Annotated in this window: 23 protein-coding genes; 7 read left to right on the forward strand and 16 right to left on the reverse strand. The window is 72.2% G+C overall.

Going from position 1 to position 24952, the window contains the following annotated elements:
* Positions 1-241: 241 nt before the first annotated feature.
* The 4 genes from AB0K02_RS32295 (at position 242) to AB0K02_RS32310 (ending at position 2967) form a co-directional block, all read left to right on the forward strand.
* Positions 242-1837: an FAD-dependent monooxygenase gene (locus AB0K02_RS32295; protein ID WP_365996170.1), complete on the forward strand. Its 1596-nt coding sequence runs from the start codon at positions 242-244 to the stop codon at positions 1835-1837.
* Positions 1838-1884: 47 nt separating this feature from the next.
* Positions 1885-1956 (forward strand): putative leader peptide, encoded by a 72-nt coding sequence (locus AB0K02_RS32300; protein WP_309544753.1) that lies wholly within the window; start codon positions 1885-1887, stop codon positions 1954-1956.
* A 67-nt stretch (positions 1957-2023) separates the two neighbouring features.
* Positions 2024-2584 carry a cysteine dioxygenase gene (locus AB0K02_RS32305; protein ID WP_365996171.1) on the forward strand — a complete coding sequence of 187 codons (561 nt, stop codon included), beginning with the start codon at positions 2024-2026 and terminating at the stop codon, positions 2582-2584.
* Positions 2581-2967, forward strand: coding sequence for a rhodanese-like domain-containing protein (locus AB0K02_RS32310; RefSeq protein WP_365996172.1), 387 nt, complete (start codon positions 2581-2583; stop codon positions 2965-2967). The genes AB0K02_RS32305 and AB0K02_RS32310 overlap by 4 nt, the downstream gene beginning before the upstream one ends.
* A gap of 201 nt (positions 2968-3168) precedes the next feature.
* On the opposite strand, the gene recX is transcribed toward AB0K02_RS32310, so the two are convergent.
* From recX to AB0K02_RS32330, 4 genes are all read right to left on the reverse strand, one after another.
* The gene (gene recX, locus AB0K02_RS32315; protein WP_365996173.1) at positions 3169-3738 is read right to left on the reverse strand and encodes a recombination regulator RecX; all 570 of its coding nucleotides are present in this window, start codon (positions 3736-3738) and stop codon (positions 3169-3171) included.
* Positions 3739-3741: 3 nt separating this feature from the next.
* Positions 3742-4866: a recombinase RecA gene (gene recA / locus AB0K02_RS32320; RefSeq protein WP_177151699.1), complete on the reverse strand. Its 1125-nt coding sequence runs from the start codon at positions 4864-4866 to the stop codon at positions 3742-3744.
* A 312-nt stretch (positions 4867-5178) separates the two neighbouring features.
* On the reverse strand, positions 5179-6339 hold the full coding sequence (locus AB0K02_RS32325; protein WP_365996189.1) for an AI-2E family transporter: 1161 nt from the start codon (positions 6337-6339) through the stop codon (positions 5179-5181).
* Positions 6340-6523: 184 nt separating this feature from the next.
* Positions 6524-6718 (reverse strand): DUF3046 domain-containing protein, encoded by a 195-nt coding sequence (locus tag AB0K02_RS32330; RefSeq protein WP_365996174.1) that lies wholly within the window; start codon positions 6716-6718, stop codon positions 6524-6526.
* 79 nt (positions 6719-6797) lie between these two features.
* Between AB0K02_RS32330 and AB0K02_RS32335 the strand changes: the two genes are divergently transcribed.
* Positions 6798-7733: a hypothetical protein gene (locus AB0K02_RS32335; RefSeq protein ID WP_365996175.1), complete on the forward strand. Its 936-nt coding sequence runs from the start codon at positions 6798-6800 to the stop codon at positions 7731-7733.
* A gap of 97 nt (positions 7734-7830) precedes the next feature.
* On the opposite strand, the gene AB0K02_RS32340 is transcribed toward AB0K02_RS32335, so the two are convergent.
* Genes AB0K02_RS32340 through AB0K02_RS32350 form a run of 3 tightly spaced genes read right to left on the reverse strand, consistent with a single transcriptional unit; the run spans position 7831 to position 9843 of the window.
* Positions 7831-8139: an AzlD domain-containing protein gene (locus AB0K02_RS32340; RefSeq protein ID WP_365996176.1), complete on the reverse strand. Its 309-nt coding sequence runs from the start codon at positions 8137-8139 to the stop codon at positions 7831-7833.
* Positions 8136-8933, reverse strand: a complete 798-nt coding sequence (locus AB0K02_RS32345; RefSeq protein WP_365996190.1) for an AzlC family ABC transporter permease — start codon at positions 8931-8933, stop codon at positions 8136-8138. Before AB0K02_RS32345 ends, AB0K02_RS32340 begins: the two co-directional genes overlap by 4 nt.
* 37 nt (positions 8934-8970) lie before the next feature.
* Positions 8971-9843, reverse strand: coding sequence for an AraC family transcriptional regulator (locus AB0K02_RS32350; protein WP_365996177.1), 873 nt, complete (start codon positions 9841-9843; stop codon positions 8971-8973).
* A 90-nt stretch (positions 9844-9933) separates the two neighbouring features.
* Between AB0K02_RS32350 and AB0K02_RS32355 the strand changes: the two genes are divergently transcribed.
* A complete protein-coding gene (locus AB0K02_RS32355) occupies positions 9934-14559 on the forward strand; it encodes an ATP-dependent helicase (protein WP_365996178.1) in 4626 nt (1541 codons plus the stop codon).
* A 189-nt stretch (positions 14560-14748) separates the two neighbouring features.
* Positions 14749-15549, forward strand: a complete 801-nt coding sequence (locus tag AB0K02_RS32360) for a DNA-formamidopyrimidine glycosylase family protein (protein ID WP_365996179.1) — start codon at positions 14749-14751, stop codon at positions 15547-15549.
* Between the two features lie 303 nt (positions 15550-15852).
* On the opposite strand, the gene AB0K02_RS32365 is transcribed toward AB0K02_RS32360, so the two are convergent.
* From AB0K02_RS32365 to AB0K02_RS32405, 9 genes are all read right to left on the reverse strand, one after another.
* Positions 15853-16092 carry a hypothetical protein gene (locus tag AB0K02_RS32365; protein ID WP_365996180.1) on the reverse strand — a complete coding sequence of 80 codons (240 nt, stop codon included), beginning with the start codon at positions 16090-16092 and terminating at the stop codon, positions 15853-15855.
* Positions 16093-16286: 194 nt separating this feature from the next.
* Positions 16287-16757, reverse strand: coding sequence for a DNA starvation/stationary phase protection protein (locus tag AB0K02_RS32370; RefSeq protein WP_365996181.1), 471 nt, complete (start codon positions 16755-16757; stop codon positions 16287-16289).
* 145 nt (positions 16758-16902) lie between these two features.
* Positions 16903-17286 carry a helix-turn-helix transcriptional regulator gene (locus tag AB0K02_RS32375; protein ID WP_177151709.1) on the reverse strand — a complete coding sequence of 128 codons (384 nt, stop codon included), beginning with the start codon at positions 17284-17286 and terminating at the stop codon, positions 16903-16905.
* A 109-nt stretch (positions 17287-17395) separates the two neighbouring features.
* Positions 17396-17905, reverse strand: a complete 510-nt coding sequence (locus AB0K02_RS32380) for a CinA family protein (protein ID WP_365996182.1) — start codon at positions 17903-17905, stop codon at positions 17396-17398.
* Positions 17902-18588, reverse strand: a complete 687-nt coding sequence (gene pgsA, locus AB0K02_RS32385; RefSeq protein WP_365996183.1) for a CDP-diacylglycerol--glycerol-3-phosphate 3-phosphatidyltransferase — start codon at positions 18586-18588, stop codon at positions 17902-17904. The genes AB0K02_RS32380 and pgsA overlap by 4 nt, the downstream gene beginning before the upstream one ends.
* A complete protein-coding gene (rimO, locus tag AB0K02_RS32390) occupies positions 18585-20051 on the reverse strand; it encodes a 30S ribosomal protein S12 methylthiotransferase RimO (protein WP_365996184.1) in 1467 nt (488 codons plus the stop codon). The genes pgsA and rimO overlap by 4 nt, the downstream gene beginning before the upstream one ends.
* A 102-nt stretch (positions 20052-20153) precedes the next feature.
* Positions 20154-20975 carry a helix-turn-helix domain-containing protein gene (locus AB0K02_RS32395; protein ID WP_365996185.1) on the reverse strand — a complete coding sequence of 274 codons (822 nt, stop codon included), beginning with the start codon at positions 20973-20975 and terminating at the stop codon, positions 20154-20156.
* Positions 20976-21164: 189 nt separating this feature from the next.
* A complete protein-coding gene (locus AB0K02_RS32400; protein ID WP_365996186.1) occupies positions 21165-23927 on the reverse strand; it encodes a DNA translocase FtsK in 2763 nt (920 codons plus the stop codon).
* A gap of 134 nt (positions 23928-24061) precedes the next feature.
* Entirely contained in the window at positions 24062-24745 is a 684-nt protein-coding gene (locus tag AB0K02_RS32405; protein WP_177151715.1) for a response regulator, read from the reverse strand.
* Positions 24746-24952 lie beyond the last annotated feature (207 nt).

Here is a 24952-nt window from a genome sequence, read left to right on the forward strand (position 1 = left end):
GGGGGGCTGGTGCCGCCGGCGGCCCCGCCGTCCCCCCCGGGTGCGGCCGCGCGGGCTGCTTCTGTTTACTCCTCGTTTTTCCGGGGGGGGGGGGGGGGGGCCCCCCCCCCCCCCCCCCCCTCACCGCATCCCGGTGTCGCTTGACGCAGGCAGCGGCAGTGAGTTGCATACGTTCTGTGATCGCGCACCGGGCTCCCTCCGCACCTCTTCGCACGACCCTTCGCGCCCGAGGAGTCACCTCGTGGACCCGGTGATCGTGGTCGGGGCGGGCCCGGTCGGCCTGGCCCTGTCCCTTGCCCTCGCGGTCCAGGGCGTGCCGTCCGTCGTCCTCGACCAGAGCAACGGCAAGGACGAGCCGCGGCCCGCCCGCACCGTCGTCCTGCGCGCGGACACCGCCGCCCTGGTGGAGCGGCTCGGCTGCGGCACCCTCCGTGACGAGGGCCTCCAATGGACGGGCTGGCGGTCGATGCGGCGCAAGCAGGAGGTACGGCACCTGCCTCTCGGCGACGAGCTCACGCCCGCTCCGCTGCACATCCCGCAGCACGCGCTCACCCGCGGCCTGCGGGACACGGTCGCGGAGCAGCGCCTCGTCCGGCTCGTCACCGACAGCCGCCTCGACTCGCTGGAGCAGGACAGCAGCGGCGTCACCGCGCACAGCCGCGGGCCCTCGGGCACGTGGTGGCGGGGCAGTCATCTCGTCGGCTGCGACGGCGCCAGGTCGACGGTCCGCAAGCTCCTCGGCATCCGATTCCCCGGTCGTACGGCGGTGGAACGCCATGCGGTGGCCGCCCTGCGCGTCGAACTCCCCTGGCCGGGTGAGGCGTTGCTGCACCGTCGGCCGCCGTGGCCGTCGGGAGGAGACGAGGTCGTCGCGCGCCCCCTGCCGGACGGCGTGTGGCGCCTGGACTGGCTGCTGCCGCCGCGCGGCGAACTGGTCACCCCCGAAGCGCTGGTGGCCCGGGTGCGGGACACCCTGGGGGGCTGGTGCGGCGGCACTCCCCCGTACGAGCTGATCGACACCGGCGTCCACACCCTCCACCACCGGCTGGCCCGCCGCTGGCGCGTCGACCGAGCCTTCCTCGCCGGCGACGCCGCGCATCTGCTCGGTGCGCTCGGCACGCAGGGGGTCGACGAGGGACTGCGGGACATCGACAACCTGGCCTGGAAGCTGGCGCACGCCTGGCACCACGGGGCCTCCGACACGCTGCTGGACAGCTACCAGGACGAGCGCCGCACCGCCGTCGCCGCACGGCTGCGCGCCGCCGACCAGTCGTTGCCGATACTGCGCAGCGGCAGCGGTCTGCGGACGTACCTGCCCGGAGCAGCACGCGGCCACGACTCGATGCTCACCGACGGCCACCTCGGCCAGGGCGCGCTCGGCGCGCCCCCCGTCTACGGCCACTCGGTGCTCACGCCCGAGCCGGCGGCCCCGTCTGCCTCGCTCGCCACGCAGGCGGGCGCACCCGTCGAGGACGTGCGGGTGACGGCGCCTGACGGCGCGGCCGCGCGGCTGCGGGACCGGCTGGGGCGGGGGCGCTTCCTCGTCGTTCTCGTCGCGCCGGGCACCGGAGTCTGGGACCGGCGGCACTGGGTGAGCGCCGGGGTGATGCCGAGGCTGGCGGAGGCCGTCGCCGGGCTTCCGGTCCCGGCGGAGCTGCTGGTGACCGAGAGCTACCCGGGCGCGGCGGCGCACACGGTGCTGCTCGTCCGGCCGGACGGACATCTGGCGGCCGCGTTCGCCGGTGTACGGCCCGCCGAGCTGTACGCGGCGGCGGACACGGTGCGCGGCGGCGCACCGCCCACGGCTCGCACCGGCCGTACAGCGGACCTCCATTGACCCTCCTGGATCCGCGTGGTGTACTCCGGAGCGTGACCGACACCGATGTGCGCCTGTGGCGGAGGGTCCATATGGACCTCGTCCGCTACGCGGGCTGCGTGTGTCGCCCGTCCTGCTGAATCGCCCTTCCCGCGCCGTGGCCTGCTGTGCCCGTGCGCTCTCTCAGCGAACTCCAGGACGGTATCCGTGTCCCACTCTGCTTCCGCAACCGCTGTCACCTCTTCTCCGCACCCGGCCGGCACCGCCGAACCAGGCGGGCCGACCGCCGCCGAACTGCTCGACTTCGTGCAGCGCGCCGCCGCCGACAAGGAACTGATCGCCTCCCTTCCCCGCGACCCCGAGGGCCGCACCTGGCTGCGGCTGGACGGCCCGCGCGGGAGCGAGGCCTGGTTGATCGGCTGGCCGCCCGGCACCGGCACCGGCTGGCACGACCACGCCGAGTCCCTGGGGGCGTTCGCCACCGCCGAGGGGCAGTTGACAGAGCACTCGCTGGCCGTCCGGCTCCCGGCGAGCGGCTGGAAGACGCTCGAACTGAACGACGGCGTGGACCGCGTGCGCCACCTGGGTCGGGGCCGGGCACGCGCCTTCGGACAGCACCATGTGCACGAGGTGCTCAACGAGTCGCCCACCGATCACGCAGTCTCGGTGCACGCGTACTATCCGCCGCTCCCGCTGATGCGGCGTTTCAGCCGGTCGGGCTCGGTGCTGCGGCTGGAGCAGGTCGAGCGTCCGGAGGACTGGCAGTGAGCGAACGCCCAGGGATCGACGAGCTGTTGGAGCGCGTCCGGGAAGGGCTGGTGCGCCTCGGGCCGCGGGAGGCATACGAGGCGGCCGAGGACGGAGCGCTCCTCGTGGACATCCGCTACCAGGCCCTGCGCGAGCGGGACGGGCTGATCCCGGGTGCGCTGGTCGTGGAACGCAATGAGCTGGAGTGGCGGCTCGACCCGCAGGGCAACCACCGCGCGCCGGAGGCGACGGGGCACGACCTGCGGATCGTGGTGATCTGCAACGAGGGCTACGCGTCCTCCCTCGCCGCGGCATCACTGCACCAGCTCGGCCTGCACCGCGCCACGGACCTGATCGGAGGCTTCCAGGCGTGGCGGGCGGCCGGCCTGCCGGTTACGACGTAGGTACGAGTCGGGAAAGACCGCCATAGATCCCTGGGCCACAGGTCCGTGGCGCGCACGGACCGAGCGGGCTCGGTCGGACGGGTCCAGGACGGGGCGGGTACCAGGCCACGGTGCCGCGGACGGGCCGTGACCAAGGGGCGGGGCCGGGCCGTCGCAGGCCGGAGCCGAAGGGCGCGGCCGGTCCCGCGCGTCGCCCGTCGGCTAGAACGCCGCCTCGTCCAGGTCCTCGGTGTCCTCGCCCTCTTCCTCCAGCGCCCGCTTGACCACCCTGAGCGCCATGCCCTCGGGATATCCCTTGCGGGCGAGCATCCCGGCGAGGCGCCGGAGGCGGCGGTCGCGGTCGAGGCCACGGGTGGCGCGCAGTTTGCGCTCGACCAGCTCCCGTGCCGTCGCCTCCTCCTGGTCCGCGTCGAGCCGGCCCACCGCCTCGTCGATCAGCGTGGCGTCGACGCCTTTGGTCCGCAGCTCACGGGCCAGCGCCCGGCGGGCGAGGCCACGGCCGTGGTGCCGCGACTCCACCCAGGCCCCGGCGAAGGCGGCGTCGTCGATCAGCCCCACGTCCTCGAAACGCGAGAGGACCTCCTCGGCCACCTCAGCCGGGATGTCCCGCTTGTGCAGCGCGTCCGCCAGCTGCTTGCGGGTGCGGGGCGTCCCGGTGAGCAGGCGCAGGCAGATCGCCCGCGCCCGCTCGCCAGGATCCTGGGGCGGCAGCGCCTGCTCGGCCCTCGACGAGTCGGCGCTGTCGCCCGGCCATTCGGTACGCCGGGCCATGGATCAGCCCTTGGCCGCCGCCGTCTTGGCCGACTTCGCCTTGGAAGCCGGTGCGGGGACCGACTTCGCCGCGTCCTCGGGTGCCGCCGCGCCTGCCGCGTCAGCGCCGGGCTCGGCCTCCGGCGCCTCCGGGCGGACACCGACGCCGAGCTTCTCCTTGATCTTCTTCTCGATCTCGTTGGCGAGGTCGGGATTGTCCTTCAGGAAGTTGCGCGCGTTTTCCTTGCCCTGTCCGAGCTGGTCGCCCTCGTACGTGTACCAGGCGCCCGCCTTGCGGACGAAGCCGTGCTCCACGCCCATGTCGATCAGGCCGCCCTCACGGCTGATGCCCTGGCCGTAGAGGATGTCGAACTCGGCCTGCTTGAACGGCGGCGCCACCTTGTTCTTGACGACCTTGCAGCGGGTGCGGTTGCCGACGGCCTCGGTGCCGTCCTTGAGCGTCTCGATACGGCGGATGTCGATACGCACCGACGCGTAGAACTTGAGCGCGCGGCCACCGGTCGTGGTCTCCGGCGAGCCGAACATCACGCCGATCTTCTCGCGGAGCTGGTTGATGAAGATGGCCGTCGTCTTGGACTGGTTGAGCGCGCTGGTGATCTTCCGGAGCGCCTGGCTCATCAGACGCGCCTGCAGGCCGACGTGCGAGTCGCCCATCTCGCCCTCGATCTCCGCCCGGGGCACCAGGGCTGCCACCGAGTCGATGACGATCAGGTCGAGCGCGCCGGAGCGCACGAGCATGTCGACGATCTCCAGCGCCTGCTCGCCGTTGTCCGGCTGGGACAGGATCAGGTTGTCGATGTCGACGCCGAGCTTCTTCGCGTACTCCGGGTCGAGGGCGTGCTCCGCGTCCACGAAGGCCACGGTGCCGCCGGCCTTCTGGGCGTTGGCCACCGCGTGGAGGGTCAGGGTCGTCTTACCGGAGGACTCGGGGCCGTAGACCTCCACCACACGGCCGCGGGGAAGGCCGCCGACGCCGAGGGCGACGTCGAGCGCGGTCGACCCGGTGGGGATGACCTCGATGGGCTCGTTCGGCCGCTCGCCCAGACGCATCACGGCGCCCTTGCCGAATTGCCGTTCAATCTGTGCGAGCGCGGCGTCGAGCGCCTTCTCGCGGTCGGTTCCTGCCATGGGTTCCACCCGATTTGCTTGAGTCGATCGCTTCACGTCAAAGACGCTAACCCCTGCCACTGACAATGGGCCCCGCCGTCCCTCCGGCCTGTGGATAACTCCCGGGATTCCGCCGGGATCCGGGCCGGAACCCCATAAGAATGGATGTTCGATTTTGGTGTCAAGCGCGCCACACCGGCCCCCACGACCCGGCGCGGCGGTACAGCACCAGGGTCCTCCGGTCATCCGGCGTGGACAAAGACGCCGGTGGAAGAGGCCGCGCCACGGCGGGCCGGTGCCGGCGTCGCCGCCGGCCGGACGGCACGCCGCAGGTCACGCCTCCGGCGTGCTTCCCGGGCCGGACGCCTCCGTGTCCCGTGCCGCCCCGTGGTGCCGGAGCGCGCCGCGCACCCGGGCGAGCGCCCGGCTCGCGCGTGGCCGGTGGTGTCCGTGCACACGCGGGTCGTCGGTCACGTCGTACCGCCGCACGTAGGCCCCGAGGAACGCCTGGAGCGTCGCGACCGCGGGGATCGCGATCAGCGCGCCGACCGCCCCCAGCAGCGCCGTCCCCGCCACCACCGATCCGAAGGCGACCGCCGGGTGGATGTCCACCGTCCTGGCCGTCAGCTTGGGCTGCAGCACGTAGTTCTCGAACTGCTGGTACACCAGGACGAACCCGAGCACCCACAGGGCGTACCAGGGGTCCTCGGTGAACGCGATCAGCATCGGCAGCGCGCCCGCGAGATAGGTGCCGATGGTCGGGATGAACTGCGAGACGAGACCGACCCACACCGCGAGCGCGGGAGCGTACGGCACTCCCAGGATCTCCAGCAGGACGAAGTGCGCGGCGCCGGAGATCAGCGCCATCAGTCCGCGCGAGTAGAGGTATCCGCCGGTCTTGTCGACGGCGATCTCCCAGGCGCGCAGCACCTCGGCCTGCTTGGCCGGCGGAAGCACCGAGCACAGTGCACGGCGCAGCCGCGGCCCGTCGGCCGCGAAGTAGAACGAGAACAGGAAGATCGTCAGCAGCTTGAACAGGCCGCCCAGCACGGTCGCCGAGACGTCGAGCACTCCGCTGGCGCTGTTCTGCACGTACTTCCGCAGCCAGTCGGAACGCAGCAGGCTGTCCTGCACCTCGACCCGGGACAGCTCGGTGTTGAAGATGCCGTTGATCCAGCGGATGACGGAGTCGAGGTACTTGGGGAAGTCCTCGACCATGTCGATGATCTGCCCGGCGAGCATCGAGCCGAGCAGAACGACGAAGCCGACTCCCACCACCAGCACCGCGATGAAGACCAGAAACGTGGCGAGCCCGCGCCGCATGCCGCGCGCGGCCATGCGTCCCACCGCCGGCTCCACGGCGAGCGCCAGGAAGAACGCGATCAGGATGTTGATCAGCAGCCCGATGAGCTGGTGGAAGGCCCAGCTGCCGATCTGGAAGCAGGCGTAGAGCGCGAGCGCGAGCACCATGGCGCGCGGCAGCCAGCGCGGCATGCGGACGGGAGCGCCGTTCCTGCCGGCAGCGGTCGGCGGGGGCGTGCCCGGCGGAGTGGCGGGGGCGGCGGTGGTCTCCCGCGCGGTCTCGTCCGCAGCGGTCTCGTCCTGGGCGTTGCTGTCGGTCCGGTCCACCAGACAAGTGTCCCGTACGCCGGTGACAAGGGGCGGGCCGCCCGGTGTCTCAGCGCTTGTCGTCGGGGATGTCCATCGCGGCGCAGACCCCGCGCCACACGTCCTTCGCCTCCCAGCCCGCGGCCAGCGCCTCATGGACCGTGCGGCCGCCGAGTTCGGCCATGACGTGATCGCGCGCGAACGAGTCGGCGTAGGCCGCGCCGAAGTGGTCGGCCATCCGCTCCCAGAAAATCGTCAACCGCATGACCCCAGTATCCCGCCCCTGAGAGTGCAGCCCCGCCCGTCGGGCTTGTCTGGAGACCGTTCCGCCCTACCGTCGGAACATGGCTGGAACCGGAGCAACCCATGAGGCCCCTCTCGCGTCTCCTCTCGCCCGCGCCGAGCACTTCATCTGGCTGACCGCCCGTGTCCTCGAACAGCGGCGGTTCGCATACCACTTCCTCGGCGGCGGCTCGGACGCGGTCGAGACGGCTCTCGCCGCGTACCTCAACGAGGACGGCGGCTACGGCCACGCGCTCGAACCCGACCTGCGCGGCCCTGTCAGCCAGCCCCTGCACACGGCGCACGCCCTTCGGGTGCTGGACTCCATCGGCCGCTGCGGCGGTCTGCGCGTGGAGCGGATCTGCCGCTACTTCACGCAGGTGTCGACACCGGACGGCGCGCTGCCCGCCATCCACCCGTCCCAGCGCGGATATCCGGCGGCGCCGTTCCTCCCGATCGTCGACGACCCTCCCAGCGAACTCCTGGCGACCGGTCCGGTCGTGGGCCTGCTGCACCGCAATCAGGTGTGGCACGCCTGGCTGTTCCGGGCCACGGACTTCTGCTGGGCGGCCGTCGACGCCCTGGACAAGTCCCATCCGTACGAGGTCGAGGCGGCGGTCGCCTTCCTGGACAGCGCTCCCGACCGCCCGCGCGCCGAGGCCGCCGCCGACCGGCTCGGCCGGATGGCCCGCGAACAGCGACTGGTCGCCCTCGATCCCCGCCGGCTCGACGACCAGCCGGTGGCGCCGGGCTACGCGCCCGGCGAGCACCACTTCCCGCACCACTACGCGCCCACGCCGGCCTCACTGGCCCGCCGCTGGTTCACGGACGACGAGATGGCCCTCTCCCTGGAGCACCTGGCGGCGCAGCAGGAGCCGGACGGCGGATGGCCGATCACCTACCGCGCGTGGGCCCCGGGGACGGCTCTGGAGGCGCGGCCGCTGGCGACCGTCGAGGCGTTGCGGACCCTCCAGGCGTACGGGCGCCCCATCGGCTGACCCGCCGGACCCGGCCGAGCGGCCGGGCCCGGCGGGCCGGCGGCTCGGCCGGTGCGCGCACGCGCGGGTGCGTCGACGGCCACGCGCGCGTGGCCGCTCAGCCTCCGAGCGCCCGTACGCCCGCCGTGACCGCCACGGCCGCTCCGACGACGACCAGGAAGGGGGCGCGCAGTACGAGGGCGACGGCTGCGGCGACCAGACCGGCCGCCCGTGCGTCGAGCACGAGGGTGTCGCCGACGCTGAAGGTCTGCTGTGCGGTGAGCGCGGCCAGCAGGGCTACGGGCAGCAGCGCGGCCAGCCGCTGCACGAGAGGACGTTCCAGGGTGTCGGCGGGCACCAGGAGGCCGACGAGTTTGACGAGGTAGCAGCCGACGGCGGTCACCGCGATCGCGATCCAGACGCTCAACGGTCCTCTCCCTTCCCACGGGCCGTACGCGCCGTCCCGTCGGTCTCTCCTTCGTCGTGTCCGCGGACCGCGACCCGGTCCGCCCGGCCGATCGCACGGCCCTTGAGCCACAGCACGGCCGGCGCGGCCATTGCCGCCACCAGCACCGGCACTCCGGCGGGCAGCACGGGCAGGAATCCGAGTCCGAGTACGACCGCGAGCCCGGCCACCGCGCGCTCGGTGGCCGTGCGCAGCATGGGCGCCAGCAGGGCGAGGAAGACGGCGGGCCCGGCCGCGTCCAGTCCCCACGCGTCGGTGTCGCCGATGGCCTCGGCGCCCAGCGCCCCGAGGAGCGTGGTCAGGTTCCACAGCACGTAGAGGGTGAGCCCCGTGACCGTGAAGCCGATGCGCACACTGCGCCGCGTGGGCTGGGCGAGGGCGACGGCGGTGGTCTCGTCGATGACCCAGTGGGCCGCCGCCGGCCGCAGGAAGCGGGGCAGGGCGAGCAGCTGGGACAGCCTCAGCCCGTAGAAGGCGTTGCGCACGCCGAGGAAGAAGGCGCCCGCGGCGGCGGCGAACGGGTTGCCGCCCGCGGCGATGGCGCCGACGAGTGCGAACTGCGAGGCGCCGGTGAACACCAGCAGACTGAGCGCGCAGGTCTGCAGGAGAGTGAGACCGGATCCCGCCGACGTCACGCCGAAGGCGAATCCGGACAGGCCGACGGCGACTCCGACGCCGAGTGCGTCCCGGACGACGGCCGAGTCCGGTTTGGTCGCTTCCTGCGGCCCGGACCCCGGTGCCGCGGTCGCGGGTATCTCTGGGTGAGCTGTCTGTTCTGCCACGTCAGGGACGTTACGCGGGCTTCCGGTGAGGCGTCTTGTACGTTCTTGCGCGTTCGCGCCGGTAGGCCCCCGGAGGCACGCCCACGATCCGGCTGAAGTGACGGTTGAGATGCGGCTGGTCGGTGAAGCCGACGGTGACGGCCGCCTCGGCCGGTGCCGTGCCCGCGTCCAGCAGATGGCGGGCGCGACGCACGCGCGCGTCCGTCAGCCAGGTGTGCGGCGGCAGCCCGTACGCGGACTTGAAGGCGCGCAGGAGCGCGAAGGGACTGGTGCCGAGTTCCTGCGCGAGTTCCTCCAGGGACGGAGGCTCGGCCATCCGCTCCTCCAGGAGCTGTCTGGCGAGCTCCGCGGTGCGGGCCCCGGCGGTGAGCGGCGCGCGGGCGGGCAGCGCGCGGCCGTGGCGGCGCAGCAGCCGGGCGACCACGATGCGCAGCACGCTGTCGGCGGCGAGCGCGTTGCCCTGTTCGGCGGCGCAGTGCACCTCGTGCACCAGGCGGGCGGTGTCCGGGTCCTCGACGATCGTCTCCGCGAAGCCGGCCGTGCCGCGCAGGCTGGTCACCTCCTCGGCGATCGTCGCCACCAGCTCGGACGACGGGTAGAGGGTCGAGTACACCCACCCCTCGGGGACCCCCGCCTTCGCCGAGTGCGGCACCTCAGGGTTGATCATCACCACGGTGCCGGGCCTGGCACTGATCGTGCCGTCCGGCATGAGCACGTCCTCGATGCCGCGGCGAACGGCGCCCAGGACGAAGCCCTCGTGCGTGTGCCGGGTGAAGGAGTGCCGCACATAGCGGGCCTGCAGCAGATCCAGACCCGGTACGCCGGGATACCGCCAGTGCCGCGCCCACTCGTCCTTCCGGTCCGGTGCCGCGTCGGTCTCCATACAGCGATTCTGCGCCGCCGGACCCGCCCGTGACCTCCCCGTCCAGGTCCTGGACACGGGTTGTCAGTGGTCGGGTGCACGATGGGGGGCATGGCCAGGACTGCGCTCGACTCCTTCTCCCCCGCGACCCGAGGCTGGTTCACGGGGGCGTTCAGCGCGCCCACCGCCGCGCAGGAGGGGGCCTGGCGAGCCATCGCGGAGGGCTCGGACGTCCTGGTCGTGGCACCGACCGGCTCGGGCAAGACACTGGCCGCCTTCCTCGCCGCCCTCGACCGGCTCACGTCCACACCGCCGCCCGCGGAGACGAAGAAGCGCTGCCGCGTGCTGTACGTGTCTCCGCTCAAGGCCCTCGCGGTCGACGTCGAGCGCAATCTGCGCAGTCCGCTCACAGGGATCCGCCACGAGGCGGTGCGGCTGGGCCTGCCGGAGCCCGAGGTGCGGGTCGGCATCCGTTCCGGTGACACCCCGGCCGCCGAGCGCCGGTCGCTGGTCTCACGGCCGCCGGACATCCTGATCACCACGCCCGAGTCGCTGTTCCTGATGCTCACGTCCTCCGCGCGGGAGGCCCTGTCGGGTGTCGAGACGGTCATCCTGGACGAGGTGCATGCCGTGGCGGGCACCAAGCGCGGCGCGCACCTCGCCGTGTCCCTGGAGCGGCTCGACACTCTGCTGCCGCGCCCCGCTCGCCGGATCGGCCTGTCAGCGACGGTGCGCCCGGTCGACGAGGTCGCCCGTTACCTGTCGCCGCAGCGCAGGGTTGAGATCGTCCAGCCGCCCTCCGGCAAGGAGTTCGACCTCTCGGTGGTCGTCCCCGTCGAGGACCTCGGCGAGCTCGGGGGCTCGCCCGCGGCCGACGCGTCCGAGGGGCCCGGGGAGAGGCCCTCGATCTGGCCGCACGTCGAGGAGCGGATCGCCGACCTCGTCCAGGCCCACCGCTCCACGATCGTCTTCGCCAACTCCCGTCGTCTGGCGGAGCGTCTGTGCAACCGGCTCAACGAGATCGCCTACGAGCGTGCGACGGGCGCCCCTCTCCCGGAGGACGGGCCTCCGGCAGAGATCATGGCGCAGTCCGGGGCGGCCCAGGGCGCCCCGCCGCTCCTGGCCCGCGCCCACCACGGCTCGGTCTCCAAGGAGCAGCGGGCCCTGGTCGAGGAGGACCTCAAGGCGGGGCGGCTGCCCGCCGTGGTCGCCACCTCCAGCCTGGAGCTGGGCATCGACATGGGCGCGGTCGACCTGGTGGTCCAGGTCGAGTCACCGCCCTCGGTCGCCTCCGGCCTCCAGCGCGTCGGCCGCGCGGGACACCAGGTGGGCGCCGTCTCCACGGGTGTCGTCTTCCCCAAGTACCGCGGCGACCTGGTGCAGGCGGCCGTGGTCACGGAGCGGATGCGCACCGGCTCCATCGAATCGCTGCGTGTCCCGGCCAATCCCCTGGACGTGCTGGCCCAGCAGCTGGTGGCCATGGTCGCCATGGACACGTGGCAGTTCGACGACCTGCTGGCGCTGGTCCGCCGTGCCGCGCCGTTCGCCTCGCTGCCCGAGTCGGCGTTCACCGCGGTCCTCGACATGCTCGCCGGGCGCTATCCCTCGGACGCGTTCGCCGAGCTGCGCCCGCGCGTGGTGTGGGACCGCGTGGCGGGCACGGTGACCGGCCGGCCGGGCGCGCAGCGGCTCGCCGTCACCTCCGGAGGCACCATCCCGGACCGTGGCCTCTTCGGCGTCTTCCTCGCCGGTGCCGACCCGAAGAAGGGCGGCGGCAGGGTGGGAGAGCTCGACGAGGAGATGGTGTACGAGTCCCGGGTGGGCGACGTCTTCACCCTGGGCACCACGTCGTGGCGGATCGAGGACATCACCAGGGACCGAGTACTGGTCTCGCCCGCCCCCGGCGTCCCCGGCCGCCTCCCCTTCTGGAAGGGCGACCAGCTCGGCCGCCCGCTGGAGCTGGGCCGCGCGGTCGGCGCGTTCCTGCGCGAGGTCGGCGGGCTGGCGCCCGACGACGCCCGGCTGCGGCTGGTGGCCGCGGGGCTGGACGCCTGGGCGGCGGACAATGTGCTGGCGTATCTCGACGAGCAGCGACGGGCGTGCGGCCATGTCCCCGACGACCGCACGATCCTCGTGGAGCGCTTCCGGGACGAGCTGGGCGACTGGCGCGTGGTGATCCACTCACCGTTCGGCGCGCAGGTCCACGCGCCCTGGGCGCTGGCCCTGGGCGCCCGCCTCGCCGAGCGGTACGGCATGGACGCGCAGGTCATGCACGCCGACGACGGCATCGTGCTGCGTCTGCCCGACGCCGACCTGATGGGACTCGACCTGCTCGATCAGGACCCGGTCCATGTGGACACGGCGTACGACAGCGAGCAGGCACCGGTGGGAGCCGCGGACACGGTCTTCGACAAGGGCGAGATCAGTCAGATCGTGACCGACCAGGTGGGCGGCTCGGCCCTGTTCGCCTCGCGGTTCCGGGAGTGCGCGGCCCGCGCGCTGCTGCTGCCGCGGCGCAATCCGGGCAAGCGCACGCCGCTGTGGCAGCAGCGCCAGCGTGCGGCTCAACTGCTCCAGGTGGCGAGCGAGTTCGGTTCGTTCCCGATCGTCCTCGAAGCGGTCCGCGAATGCCTCCAGGACGTGTTCGACGTCCCGGGTCTCGCCGAGCTCATGGGCGACATCGAGTCCCGCCGGGTCCGCCTGGTCGAGGTCACCACCCCCGAGCCGTCACCGTTCGCCCGCTCCCTGCTCTTCGGCTACGTGGCGCAGTTCCTCTACGAGGGCGACTCCCCGCTCGCCGAGAGGCGCGCGGCGGCCCTCTCGCTGGACTCCCGGCTCCTGGCCGAGCTGCTGGGGCAAGCCGAGCTGCGGGAACTGCTCGACGCGGACGTCCTGACGGAGCTGGAGCGGGAACTGCAGTGGCTGACGGACGACCGGCGGGTCAAGGACGCCGAGGGCGTCGCCGATCTCCTGCGCGTTCTCGGGCCCCTCACCGATGCGGAGCTGGCCGAGCGCGGTGGCGATCCGGCCTGGCCGCAGGAGTTGGCGGCCGCACGCCGCGCCATCCGCGTCCGTGTCGCGGGCGCCGACCACTGGGCCGCGGTGGAGGACGCGGGCCGGCTGCGCGACGCCCTGGGCACCGCGCTGCCCGTGGGCGTCCCCGAGGCTTTCACCGAGCCGGTCAAGGACCCCCTCGGCGACCTCCTCGCCCGATTCGCGCGGACGCACGGGCCGTTCACCTCCGCCCAGGCGGCGGCCCGCTTCGGACTGGGGCCGGCCGTCACGGAGGGCGGCCTGGCGCGTCTCGCCGCGTCGGGGCGCGTCGTCCAGGGCGAGTTCCATCCCTCGGGCATCGGCCAGGAATGGTGCGACGCGGCCGTGCTGCGCCGTCTGCGCCGCCGCTCCCTGGCCGCGCTCCGGCACGAGCTGGAGCCGGTCCCGCCCGCCGCCCTCGCCGCGTTCCTCCCTCAGTGGCAGCACATGGGCAGCAACCGGCTGCGCGGCATCGACGGGCTGGCCCGCGCCGTCGAGCAGCTGCAGGGCGCCGCCGTGCCCGCCTCCGCGCTGGAGAAACTCGTCCTCCCGTCCCGCGTGTCCCACTACAGCACCACGCTCCTCGACGAACTGACCACCACGGGCGAGGTGGTGTGGGCGGGCGCCGGCGCCCTGCCCGGCAAGGACGGCTGGGTCTCCCTCTATCTCGCCGACGCCGCCCCGCTCCTGCTTCCGCCGCCGCACCCGCTGGAGCTGACGGCCCTGCACGAGTCGGTGCTCGGCGCCCTGTCCGGCGGGTACGGACTGTTCTTCCGCCAGATCGCCGACCAGGTCCGGGCCACCACCCACCCCGACGCCACCGATCCGCAACTGGCCGACGCCGTCTGGGACCTGGCCTGGTCCGGCCGGCTCACCAACGACACCCTCGCGCCCCTGCGCGCCCTGCTCGGCTCGGGCCGCACGGCGGGTTCGACGGCCCACCGCGCCAAGCGCACGGTCCCGCGCGGCCGCTACGGCACCCTGACGGCGACGGCCCGCCCCACCTCCCGCTCCGGCCCGCCGACCGTGAGCGGCCGCTGGTCGCTGCTGCCGGCCGCCGAGCCCGAGCCGACGCACCGGGCGCACGCTCTCGCCCGCACCCTGCTCGACCGCCATGGAGTGGTGACCCGCGGCGCGGTGGCCGCCGAGGGCGTGGAGGGCGGCTTCTCCGCGACGTACCGCATCCTGTCGGCCTTCGAGGACAGCGGGCAGGCCCGCCGTGGTTACGTCGTCGAGGGCCTCGGAGCCGCGCAGTTCGCGATGGACGGCGCGGTCGACCGGCTGCGCGCCGCCTCCGCCGCGCGGGACCGGGAAGAGGGGCAGGCGGCCCCGCGCGCGGTCGTGCTGGCCGCCGCCGACCCGGCGAACGCGTACGGGGCGGCGCTGCCCTGGCCCGAGCCGCCCGAGGGCGCCGGGCACAAGCCGGGCCGCAAGGCCGGCTCCCTCGTCGTCCTGGTGGACGGCGAGCTGACGCTCTACATGGAGCGCGGCGGCAAGACGCTGCTCTCCTGGGTGTCGGACCCGGACTCTCCCGCTCTGCACGCGGCCGCCGCCGCCCTGGCCTCGGCAGCCCGTGAGGGGGCGCTGGGCACGGTGACCGTGCAGCGCGCCAACGGCTCTCCGGCCCTCACCTCATCCCTGGGCCGCGTCCTGGAGGCCGCCGGGTTCCACGCCACACCGAGGGGCCTGCGCCTGCGCCCGTGACCACGCACCGGACCACGTCCGGACCGGCACCCGCGACCCACGCACCCGGCTCCCCTGCCGACCGGCACCCGCGGCCGCGCACCCGGCTCCCCTCCCGACCGGCACCCGCGACCCACGCACCGGCGTACCGTCCGCGGGCAGGCCCGGCGGCGACGGCCCACTCCCCCGCCGTCGCGCATCATGGATGCCATGCCCGAAGGAGACACCGTCTGGCTGGCCGCCCACCGCCTGCACAGCGCGCTGGCCGACCGCGTGCTGACCAGATCCGATCTGCGGGTGCCCCGGTTCGCCACGGCGGACCTCACCGGCCGGACCGTCCTGGACGTCACCCCGCGCGGCAAACACCTCCTCACCCGCATCGAAGGCGGCCTCACGCTGCACTCGCATCTGCGGATGGACGGTTCCTGGCAGGTCTACGGAACCGGTGAACGCTGGCGCGGCGGCCCCGCGCACCAGATCCGGGCCATCCTCGGCAACGAGGCGTACACGGCGGTCGGTTACCGCCTGCCCGTCCTGGAGCTGCTCCGTACGGCCGACGAAGAGCAGGCCGTGGGCCATCTCGGCCCCGACCTCCTCGGCCCCGACTGGGACCCGGACACAGCGGTGGCCAACCTCCTCGCCGATCCGGCCCGCCCTCTCGGCGAAGCCCTTCTGGACCAGCGCAATCTCGCCGGCATCGGCAATGTCTACAAGTCCGAGCTGGCGTTCCTGGCCCGCGTGACGCCTTGGCTCCCCGTCGGCGAGCTGCCCGCCGACACGCTCGCCCGGCTCGTGGTCACCGCCCAGCGGCTCCTCGACGCCAACAAGTCGCGTCCGGAACGGATCACCACGGGCCGCCGCGGCCCGGGGCAACGGCTGTACGTCTACGGCCGGGAGGGCCGTCCCTGTCCGCGCTGCGGCGCCCCGGTGCGCAAGGCGGACCAGGGAGACGGCAGCCGCGAGCGCCCCACCTACTGGTGTCCGGGCTGTCAGGCGGGTCCAACTGCTTGACGGCCCGCCAGGCGCATCGTGCGGTCCGCTCGGCGCGGCCCAGGCGGGGCTCCTCGTCTGCAGCGCGGCCAAGGGAGCAGTCGTTCAGCCGCCAGCGCCCTCGCCTCCCTGCCCGCGCCGCACGCCGTCCGCGTCGACATGGCGGCCCCGGGCCACGTATGGGCACCAGCTGACGACCCGTCACGAGGCGGATGACCAGCAGCCATCGATGCGGCGCTCACCCTGATGCCGCCGCCGCGCCGCGTCGGTGAATCGGAGGACATCGCGCCCGCAGCGCCCATCTTGCGTCCGACGCCTCGTCGTTCACGACCGGTCGGATATTCCGTCCGAACGGCGGCGTCGCGACGCCCTGGTGACGCCGCGGGACGCCGAGACATGGACGGGCAGCAGGCTCAGCCCCCAACCGCCGGCCGCCACCGCCCCTTCGAGGACCCCGGCGTGCTCCGGCACCAGAGCCAGCCGCAGGACGGCCCACCACCACACCGCGCCCGCCACGAGCCCGAGCAGCGCGACGGGCACGAGAACCGCTGTGCGTATCGCCATGCCGCCTCCTCCGCGCCACGCTAGCGGGACGGGCGCGATCGCCGGGAGGGCGCACGGGTGCCGGCACCCGGCGCTCGAACGACCGCGTCCGCCGGGCCGACCGGCCCCGGGAGCCGCCCAAGCCCCTCACCCCATGCGCTCATCCGCGAGGGCCGTCGGCGCGACATCGCGAACTCTCCGAGCCCCGCCGCCCGTTACACGGACTCCGCCTGGAACATCCAGGCGTGCTTCTCGAGGTCGGCCGTCAGACCGATCAGGATGTCCTGGCTCACGGGGTCCGGCTTCTCCGTCGCGTCGATGCGTTCGCGCATCCGGCCGATGACCGCGCCCAGCGCGTCGACCATGGTCCGCACCGCGTCCACGTCCTTGATCCAGCCGTCCGGCACGGATCCGATCGCGCTCTGCGCGGCCACCGTCGCGGCCCGCCCGTCCGGCGTCACACCGATCGCAGACGAGCGCTCGGCCACCGTGTCGGAGTGCTGACGCGCGGTGTCGACGACCTCGTCGAGCTGCAGGTGGACCGACCTGAAGCGCGGCCCGACCACGTTCCAGTGGACCTGCTTGGCCACCAGGGCCAGATCGACCAGGTCGACCAGCGCACCTTTCAGCGCCTCGCCGACCGTCTTGAGATCCGCCTCGGACAGAGGGCTCTTCACGACAGACATGCGTGTCCTCCCAGGGGTACGCGACTACGCTCCACGATCGCACAACTACACAAAAGGGTCATTCGGGGGCATCAAGAAGGCCCCGAGCAGTACTCGCGTACCACTCGGGGCCTGCCTCAAACCCAGTCGTGCAGTGCCTTACGGATCAGGCGGCGACGACGTCGACCGCTTCCGTGGGCGCCTTGATCGTCACCCGCTCCGTCGGCACTCCTGCCACCGACGTCACGGAGACGGAATTGAGCATCGGGCGTACCGGCGCGGGCACCGGCTCGGTGGCGGCTGCCGACTCGGCCAGTTCGGCCAGAGACAGCTCGTCGCTCACCTCACGCATGAGCTCGGACATCCGTACGTCAAGCGCGTCGCAGATGGCGGAGAGCAGCTCGGAGGATGCCTCCTTCTGCCCCCGCTCCACCTCGGAGAGATAGCCGAGCGAGACTCGGGCGGACGAGGAGACTTCGCGCAGAGTACGGCCCTGGCGCTGGCGCTGCCGACGCAGCACGTCACCCAGCAGGCGACGGAGCAGAATCATCGGTGGCTCCCTCCTCGGACCGCGTAGCCGCATCCTTCTCGCCCCACCGTACCGCCTCGCGCTGCGGCCGTGCGGGGAGCGATGTCGTGTTCACTCAGGGCTGCAAACATCAAGTCCCCCCGTTCTGTTCCGTATCCTGTGTGCGCGCATTTCCGTGAAGTTCGTCAGAGAGCAGGTCGAGCACTCTGCGTACACTCTCTCTACGGATTTCCTCCCGATCGCCGTTCAACCGCAAAGCGGCCACTTTCCCGGCTCCTGAAGGTCCCGAAACGGCAACATAGACCGTGCCGACCGGCTGTCCGTCCTGCGGTTCGGGGCCGGCGACACCGGTGGTGGCGATGCCCCAGACGGCGTCCATACGGCCCCGTACACCGGCCGCCATCTGGGCCGCGACCTCCGCGTCGACCGCACCGCGCTCAGCCAGAAGGGTCCCGTCCACGCCCAGCAGATCCCTCTTCAGGGTGGTGGCATAGGCCGTCACGGACCCCCGGAAGGACTGGGAGGCTCCTGGCACCTCTGTCAGCTGTGCGGCCACCAGACCGCCTGTGAGGGACTCGGCGACGGCCAGCGTCTCGCCACGCTCCGCAAGCAGCGCCAGCACGCGAGCCGCCGTGTTCACCGTTCCGCGCCCTCGGTCTCGGTCCGCTCCGCGCGGGCCGCGCGCTCCCGCGCGAGCCCCTTGCGCCTCAGGACGATCGCCTGTCGCACGTAGTCCAGACCGGTGAGCACCGTCAGAGCGACCGCGAGCGCCATCACCCAGAAGCGCAGGGTCGCCAGCGGGCCGGTCAGCGCCAGCACGTACATGCCGACGGCGGTGCCCTGCGCGAGCGTCTTCATCTTGCCGCCGCGACTGGCCGGAATGACCCCGTGCCGGATCACCCAGAACCGCATGAGCGTGATGCCGAGCTCGCGGAAGAGGATGACGCCGGTCACCCACCACGGAAGGTCACCGAGAGCCGACAGGCAGATCAGCCCGGCCGCCATGATCGCCTTGTCGGCGATGGGATCGGCGATCTTCCCGAAGTCGGTGACCAGGTTGTACGTCCGAGCCAGATGGCCGTCGAAGATGTCCGTGATCATGGCGACGGCGAACGCCGCCCAGGCCCACGCACGCCAGGCGGGATCGTAACCGCCGTCCTGGAGCATCAGCACCACGAACCCCGGCACCAGCACCAGGCGCACCATGGTCAGGATGTTGGCGATGTTCCACAGGCTGGCCTGGTTGACGGCCGCAGCGCCCAGCTTGCCGCCGGGCGCCGGCCTTCCGGTGCCGCCCGCAGCGGATGCAGGCACTCCGGTCATCTGCCCGCCTCCTCGCCCAGACACTGCGCGACCAGGTCGACGCCCTCCGTACCGACGACCTTCGCCTCGACCATCCGGCCGGGCACCAGGCCCTCGGGGGAGGTGAACAGCACCTGACCGTCCGTTTCCGGCGCCTGGTGCGCGGCGCGCCCCACGGCGCCGTCCTCGTCGTCCACGCTTTCGACGAGCACTTCAAGGGTCTCACCCATGCGCTCCTCGGCGCGCTGCGCCGTGAGCTCCTCCGCGAGTCTGGACAGGTGCTCGAGGCGCTCGGCGATGACCTCCGCATCGAGCTTGTTGTCGTAGGAGACGGCCTCGGTGCCCTCCTCGTCGCTGTAGCCGAAGACGCCGATGGCGTCGAGGCGGGCAGCACCCAGGAAGCGTTCCAGCTCGGCGAAGTCGGCCTCGCTCTCGCCCGGGAAGCCGACGATGAAGTTGGACCGTACACCCGCCTGGGGGGCCTTGGACCGGATGGTCTCCAGCAGCTCCCAGAAGCGCTCCGTGTCGCCGAACCGGCGCATGGCGCGCAGCACGCCGGGGGCGGAGTGCTGGAAGGACAGGTCGAAGTAGGGGGCGACCTTGGGCGTCGAGGTGAGCACGTCGATCAGGCCGGGGCGCATCTCGGCGGGCTGCAGGTAGCTGACGCGCACGCGCTCGATGCCGTCGACGGCGGCCAGCTCGGGCAGGAGCGTCTCGAGGAGACGGATGTCGCCGAGGTCCTTGCCGTACGAGGTGTTGTTCTCGGAGACCAGCATGATCTCCTTGACGCCCTGCTCGGCCAGCCAGCGCGTCTCGCCGAGCACATCGCTCGGGCGGCGGGAGATGAAGGAGCCGCGGAAGGACGGGATGGCGCAGAAGGTGCACCGGCGGTCACAGCCGGAAGCCAGCTTCACGGAGGCGACCGGGCTGGTGCCGAGGCGGCGGCGCAGCGGCGCCCGCGGGCCCGACACCGGCGCGACGCCCTCGGGGAGGTCCTCGGGCGCCGGGGCGACGTCCCCGTGGCCGGGCAGGGCCACCTCGGTGGCCTGGTGGCGCTCCACGGGGCTCAGCGGCAGCAGTTTCCGCCGGTCGCGCGGGGTGTGCGCCTCCACGCTGCCGCCGCTCAGGATGGTCTGGAGGCGGCTGGAGATGTCGGCGTAGTCGTCGAAGCCGAGCACACCGTCTGCCTCGGGCAGTGCGTCGGCGAGCTCCTTGCCGTACCGCTCGGCCATGCAGCCGACCGCGACGACGGCCTGGGTACGGCCATGATCCTTCAGATCATTGGCCTCCAGCAGGGCGTCGACGGAGTCCTTCTTGGCGGCCTCGACGAATCCGCAGGTGTTGACGACGGCGACATCCGCGTCGGAGGCTTCCTCGACGAGCTCCCAGCCGTCCGCTGCCAAGCGGCCTGCGAGCTCCTCCGAGTCCACCTCGTTACGGGCGCAGCCAAGAGTGACGAGAGCGACGGTACGGCGTTCGGGCATGGACTCAAGACTACTTTGTCCCGGCCCGCGCCCCTGCCGCGAGGGTTCTCCGTACCGTCGGCTTCCCGTCGTCCGCCCGTGGGCCGGGCGCCCCCGGGCCGGTCAGCCCGCCGCGGGGTCGCCCTTGGTGTAGGACAGCCGCTCGACGCCGCCCATCTCGAAGTCGTCCTCGACCTTCTTGCCGTTGACGAACAGCTCGATCGCGCCCGCATTGCCGAGGATCAGATCGACGCGTTCGTCGTCCTGGAAGGTCTTGGACTCGCCCTTGAGCAGGGTGCCGTCGAAGAGCAGCTTGCCGTTGTGCGACTTGGCGGAGATCCAGCTCTTGTCGTGGGTGGCGGAGAGCTTCACCGTGACCTTGTCCTTGGGCACCGCCGCGATGGCGCTGTCCGAGGGGTCGGGCTTGGGGTCGGCCGGCTTGGTCCCGTCGGCCTTCGTCGGGGTGGGCTTGGCCTCGGCCGCCGGACCCTCCGCGACCTGGGTGTTCTGGCTCTCGCCGTCGCTGAAGAGTGTGAAGCCGGCGAAGCCGACCACGACGACGATGGCGGCGACCATGGCCGCGGTCCAGTTGGGCCGTCGCCGCTCGGGACGGATGCGTTCGGCTTCGAACAGCGGTGCGGCGGACGTCGGCGAAGGACGGCCGCCGTGCTCGGCGTCGTACTGCTCGACCAGCGGTTCCGGATCGAGCCCGACGGCGCGCGCGAGCGTGCGGACATGGCCGCGCGCGTACACGTCGCCGCCGCAGCGGCTGAAGTCGTCCTCCTCGATCGCGTGCACGATGGGGATGCGCACCCGGGTGGAGGAGCTGACCTCGTCGACGGTCAGGCCGGCGCCGATACGCGCCTGCTGCAGGGTGTGACCGATCGACGGCCGGGCGTCTTCGACAGAAGGCCGGTTGTCTTCGGGGGAGTTGCCGATGGACACGGGGGCGCCTTTCGAGCGTGTAGCCACCTGCTGGAGGTTCAGTCTATGGGTGGTACGAAAGGGTGGGGCAACCGGGCGGTGGGACTTTGTACGCCATCGGAATGGCCGCACTTCCCAGGGGCGGAACACGGTTCTGTCCCTCCCTCCAACTTGACGTACGACCAAGGGAAACGGTTGCTCCCGGAACCCTTATGAAGGAGTCTCTCCCCGGATCACGGCGAGCACTCCATCCAATTCGTCCGGTTTCACGAGAACGTCACGCGCCTTGGACCCCTCGCTGGGGCCGACGATGTTGCGCGACTCCATGAGGTCCATCAGCCGGCCGGCCTTCGCGAAGCCGACGCGCAGCTTGCGCTGGAGCATCGACGTGGAGCCGAACTGCGTGGAGACGACCAGCTCAGCGGCCTGGCACAGCAGGTCGAGGTCGTCGCCGATGTCCTCGTCGATCTCCTTCTTCTGCTTCGTGCCGACCACGACGTCGTCGCGGAAGACGGGGGACATCTGGTCCTTGCAGTGCTGTACAACGGCCGCGACCTCTTCCTCTGTGACGAAGGCGCCCTGCATACGGGTCGGCTTGCCGGCCCCCATCGGCAGGAACAGCCCGTCACCCTTGCCGATGAGCTTCTCCGCTCCCGGCTGGTCGAGGATGACCCGGCTGTCCGCGAGTGAGGAGGTCGCGAACGCGAGCCGTGAGGGCACGTTCGCCTTGATCAGGCCGGTGACGACGTCGACCGACGGCCGCTGGGTCGCCAGTACCAGATGGATGCCTGCCGCGCGCGCCAGCTGCGTGATGCGCACGATGGCGTCCTCGACGTCCCTCGGGGCGACCATCATCAGGTCCGCGAGTTCGTCCACGATCACCAGCAGGTACGGGTACGGCTGGAGCTCGCGCTCGCTGCCCTCGGGCGGCTTGACCTTGCCGTCGCGCACGGCCTTGTTGAAGTCGTCGATGTGCCGGTACCCGTAGGCCGCGAGGTCGTCGTAGCGCAGATCCATCTCGCGCACCACCCACTGCAGGGCCTCGGCGGCCCGCTTGGGGTTGGTGATGATCGGCGTGATCAGGTGCGGGATGCCCTCGTACGCGGTCAGCTCCACCCGCTTGGGATCGACGAGCACCATCCGGACGTCCTCCGGGGTCGCTCTTATCATCACCGAGGTGATCAGGCAGTTGATGCACGACGACTTGCCGGAGCCGGTGGCGCCGGCGACCAGGACGTGCGGCATCTTGGCGAGGTTGGCCATCACGTAGCCGCCCTCGACGTCCTTGCCGAGAGCCACGAGCATCGGGTGGTCGTCCTCGGCAGCGTCCGCGAGACGCAGCACGTCGCCGAGGTTGACCATCTCGCGGTCGGTGTTGGGGATCTCGATGCCGACCGCGGACTTGCCGGGGATCGGCGAGATGATCCGCACGTCGGGGCTCGCGACCGCGTACGCGATGTTCTTGGTCAGGGCCGTGATGCGCTCGACCTTCACGGCCGGGCCGAGCTCCACCTCGTAGCGGGTGACCGTCGGGCCACGCGTGAAGCCGGTGACGGCCGCGTCGACCTTGAATTCCATGAAGACGTTGGTCAGCGATGCGACGACCGCGTCGTTGGCGGCACTGCGCGTCTTGCCCGGGCCGCCGCGCTCCAGCAGATCCAGCGAGGGCAGCGCGTAGGTGATGTCGCCCGACAACTGCAGCTGCTCTGCGCGCGGCGGCAGGGGCTGGGACGCGTCGGGCGCCGGCTTCGTCAGGTCGGGTACGGAGCCCTCGGCCGCCGGCTTCTGCGGCTTCGGCCCGGCGTCCTCGGGCTCGCGGGCGGTGGGCACCGGCGAGGCGGCCCGCCGGCGCTCGGCCGTGACGTCGCGCGTGAGGTCGGCGACGAGAGGGGAGGGCGGCATGCCGTTCAGCACGGCTCCGTCGAGAGCGGCGGCCGCTGCCGCGGCGACGTCCACGGCGTCCATCTCGCGCCCCATGGCGGGCTGCACGGACGGCCGGCGCGGTCGTCTGCGCCGTTCGAGCGCCTCCTGCTCGGCGTGGTCGGGGTCGTGGGCGTCGTCCTCGTCCCGGCGCGCGGCGGAGCGACGCGGACGGCCGGGCAGGGACTCACGCCACTGCTCGTCGTAGCGCTGGTCGTCGCCGCTGTCCTCACCGGGCTCGGGCGCGGCATCGACCAGGCCGAGCTTGGAGCCGAGCAGGCGCAGCCGCTGGGGGATGGCGTTGACGGGAGTCGCGGTCACGACGAGCAGGCCGAAGACGGTGAGCAGCACCAGCAGCGGGACCGCCAGCACCTCGCCCATCATGAAGATCAGCGGCTTGGACGCGGCCCAGCCGATCAGGCCGCCGGCGTCCTGCATGGCGTCGCTGCCGTCCCCGCGGCCGGGCGATCCGCAGGCGATGTGTACCTGGCCGAGCACGCCGACGACGAGCGCGGACAGACCGATCACGATCCGGCCGTTGGCGTCGGGCTTCTCGGGATACAGGATCAGACGCACGCCGATCGCGCCGAGCAGCAGGGGGACGAGCAGATCGAGGCGTCCGAAGGCACCCGTCACCAGCATCTCGACGAGATCGCCGACCGGTCCGCGCAGATTCGACCAGGTGCCGGCGGCGACGATGAGCGCGAGAGCCAGGAGCAGCAGCGCGAGGCCGTCCTTGCGGTGCGCCGGGTCAAGTCCCTTGGCACCGCGCCCTATCCCGCGGAACATCGCGCCCACCGCGTGCGCGAGGCCGAGCCAGAGGGCGCGCGCGAGCCGGTACACGCCCCCGGTGGGGGACGGTGCGGGCTTCGGCGCAGCCGTCTTGCGGGCCGCGGCCTTCTTCGCCGGTGCCCTTTTCGCGGGTGCGGACTTCTTCGCAGCGGTCTTCTTGGCGGGCGCCGCCTTCTTCGCCGCGCCGGTCGTACGGCCGGCGCGCGGCTTCGCGGTGCCCGCCGTGCCCTGGGAACCCTTGCCGGACGTACGTGAGGCCATGGTGGTGAGGTTACCGGTGTTGACGGCAGCGGACACGTGTGCCCACCGCTTCACCCTTTCGTGTCGCGCCTGGAGCGGCAGCGAACTGACGCTTCGTCAACGGCCCGTGGCTCTGCGACGCCGCCCGTGAAGAATCAGCTCTGGGACGGCAGCGTCGGCGCGCCCCCGCCGGTGCCGGGCTCCAGCGCGTCGAGCGCGCGGCGCAGACCCGTGAGCTTGCGCTCGAGATGGGCGGCGGTCGCCACCGCCGCGGCATCGGCGGAGTCGTCGTCGAGCTGCTTGGACAGCGCCTCGGCCTGCTCCTCAACTGCCGCGAGCCTCGCCGAGAGTTCCGCGAGGAGGCCGGCCGGCTCGCGGCTGCCGCCCGACTCGGCCTGGCCGGCGCCCTCCAGCTGGAGCCGCAGCAGCGCCGCCTGCTCGCGCAGTTGGCAGTTCTTCATGTAGAGCTCGACGAACACCGACACCTTGGCACGCAGCACCCAGGGGTCGAACGGCTTGGAGATGTAGTCGACGGCACCCGCGGCGTACCCACGGAAGGTGTGGTGGGGGCCGTGATTGATCGCGGTGAGGAAGATGATCGGGATGTCACGGGTCCGCTCACGCCGCTTGATGTGTGCGGCGGTCTCGAAACCGTCCATTCCCGGCATCTGGACATCCAGCAGGATGACCGCGAAGTCGTCCGTCAGCAGCGCCTTGAGCGCTTCCTCCCCTGACGATGCCCGCACCAGCGTCTGATCGAGCGCGGAGAGGATGGCCTCCAGCGCGAGCAGATTCTCCGGCCGGTCATCGACCAGGAGGATCTTGGCCTTCTGCACCATGCCCCGTCCTCCTCGCCCCGGCATGGGGTCTCTCCGGCTCGAAGAGCCGGAGGACGCACCGGGCGCCGCCCCAGGGGACGACTCCCTTGCGTCGCCCGTCCTTGTGCCGGTCATGGTAGCCGCACCCCGCCCGTCGCCACACCCTGTCACCGTGATGTCACTGTGCACGTACCGAAAACGTGGGGGGAGACCGGATAGTTCCCCGTA

The sequence above is a fragment of the Streptomyces sp. NPDC049597 genome (assembly GCF_040675505.1).
Lineage (GTDB): Bacteria > Actinomycetota > Actinomycetes > Streptomycetales > Streptomycetaceae > Streptomyces.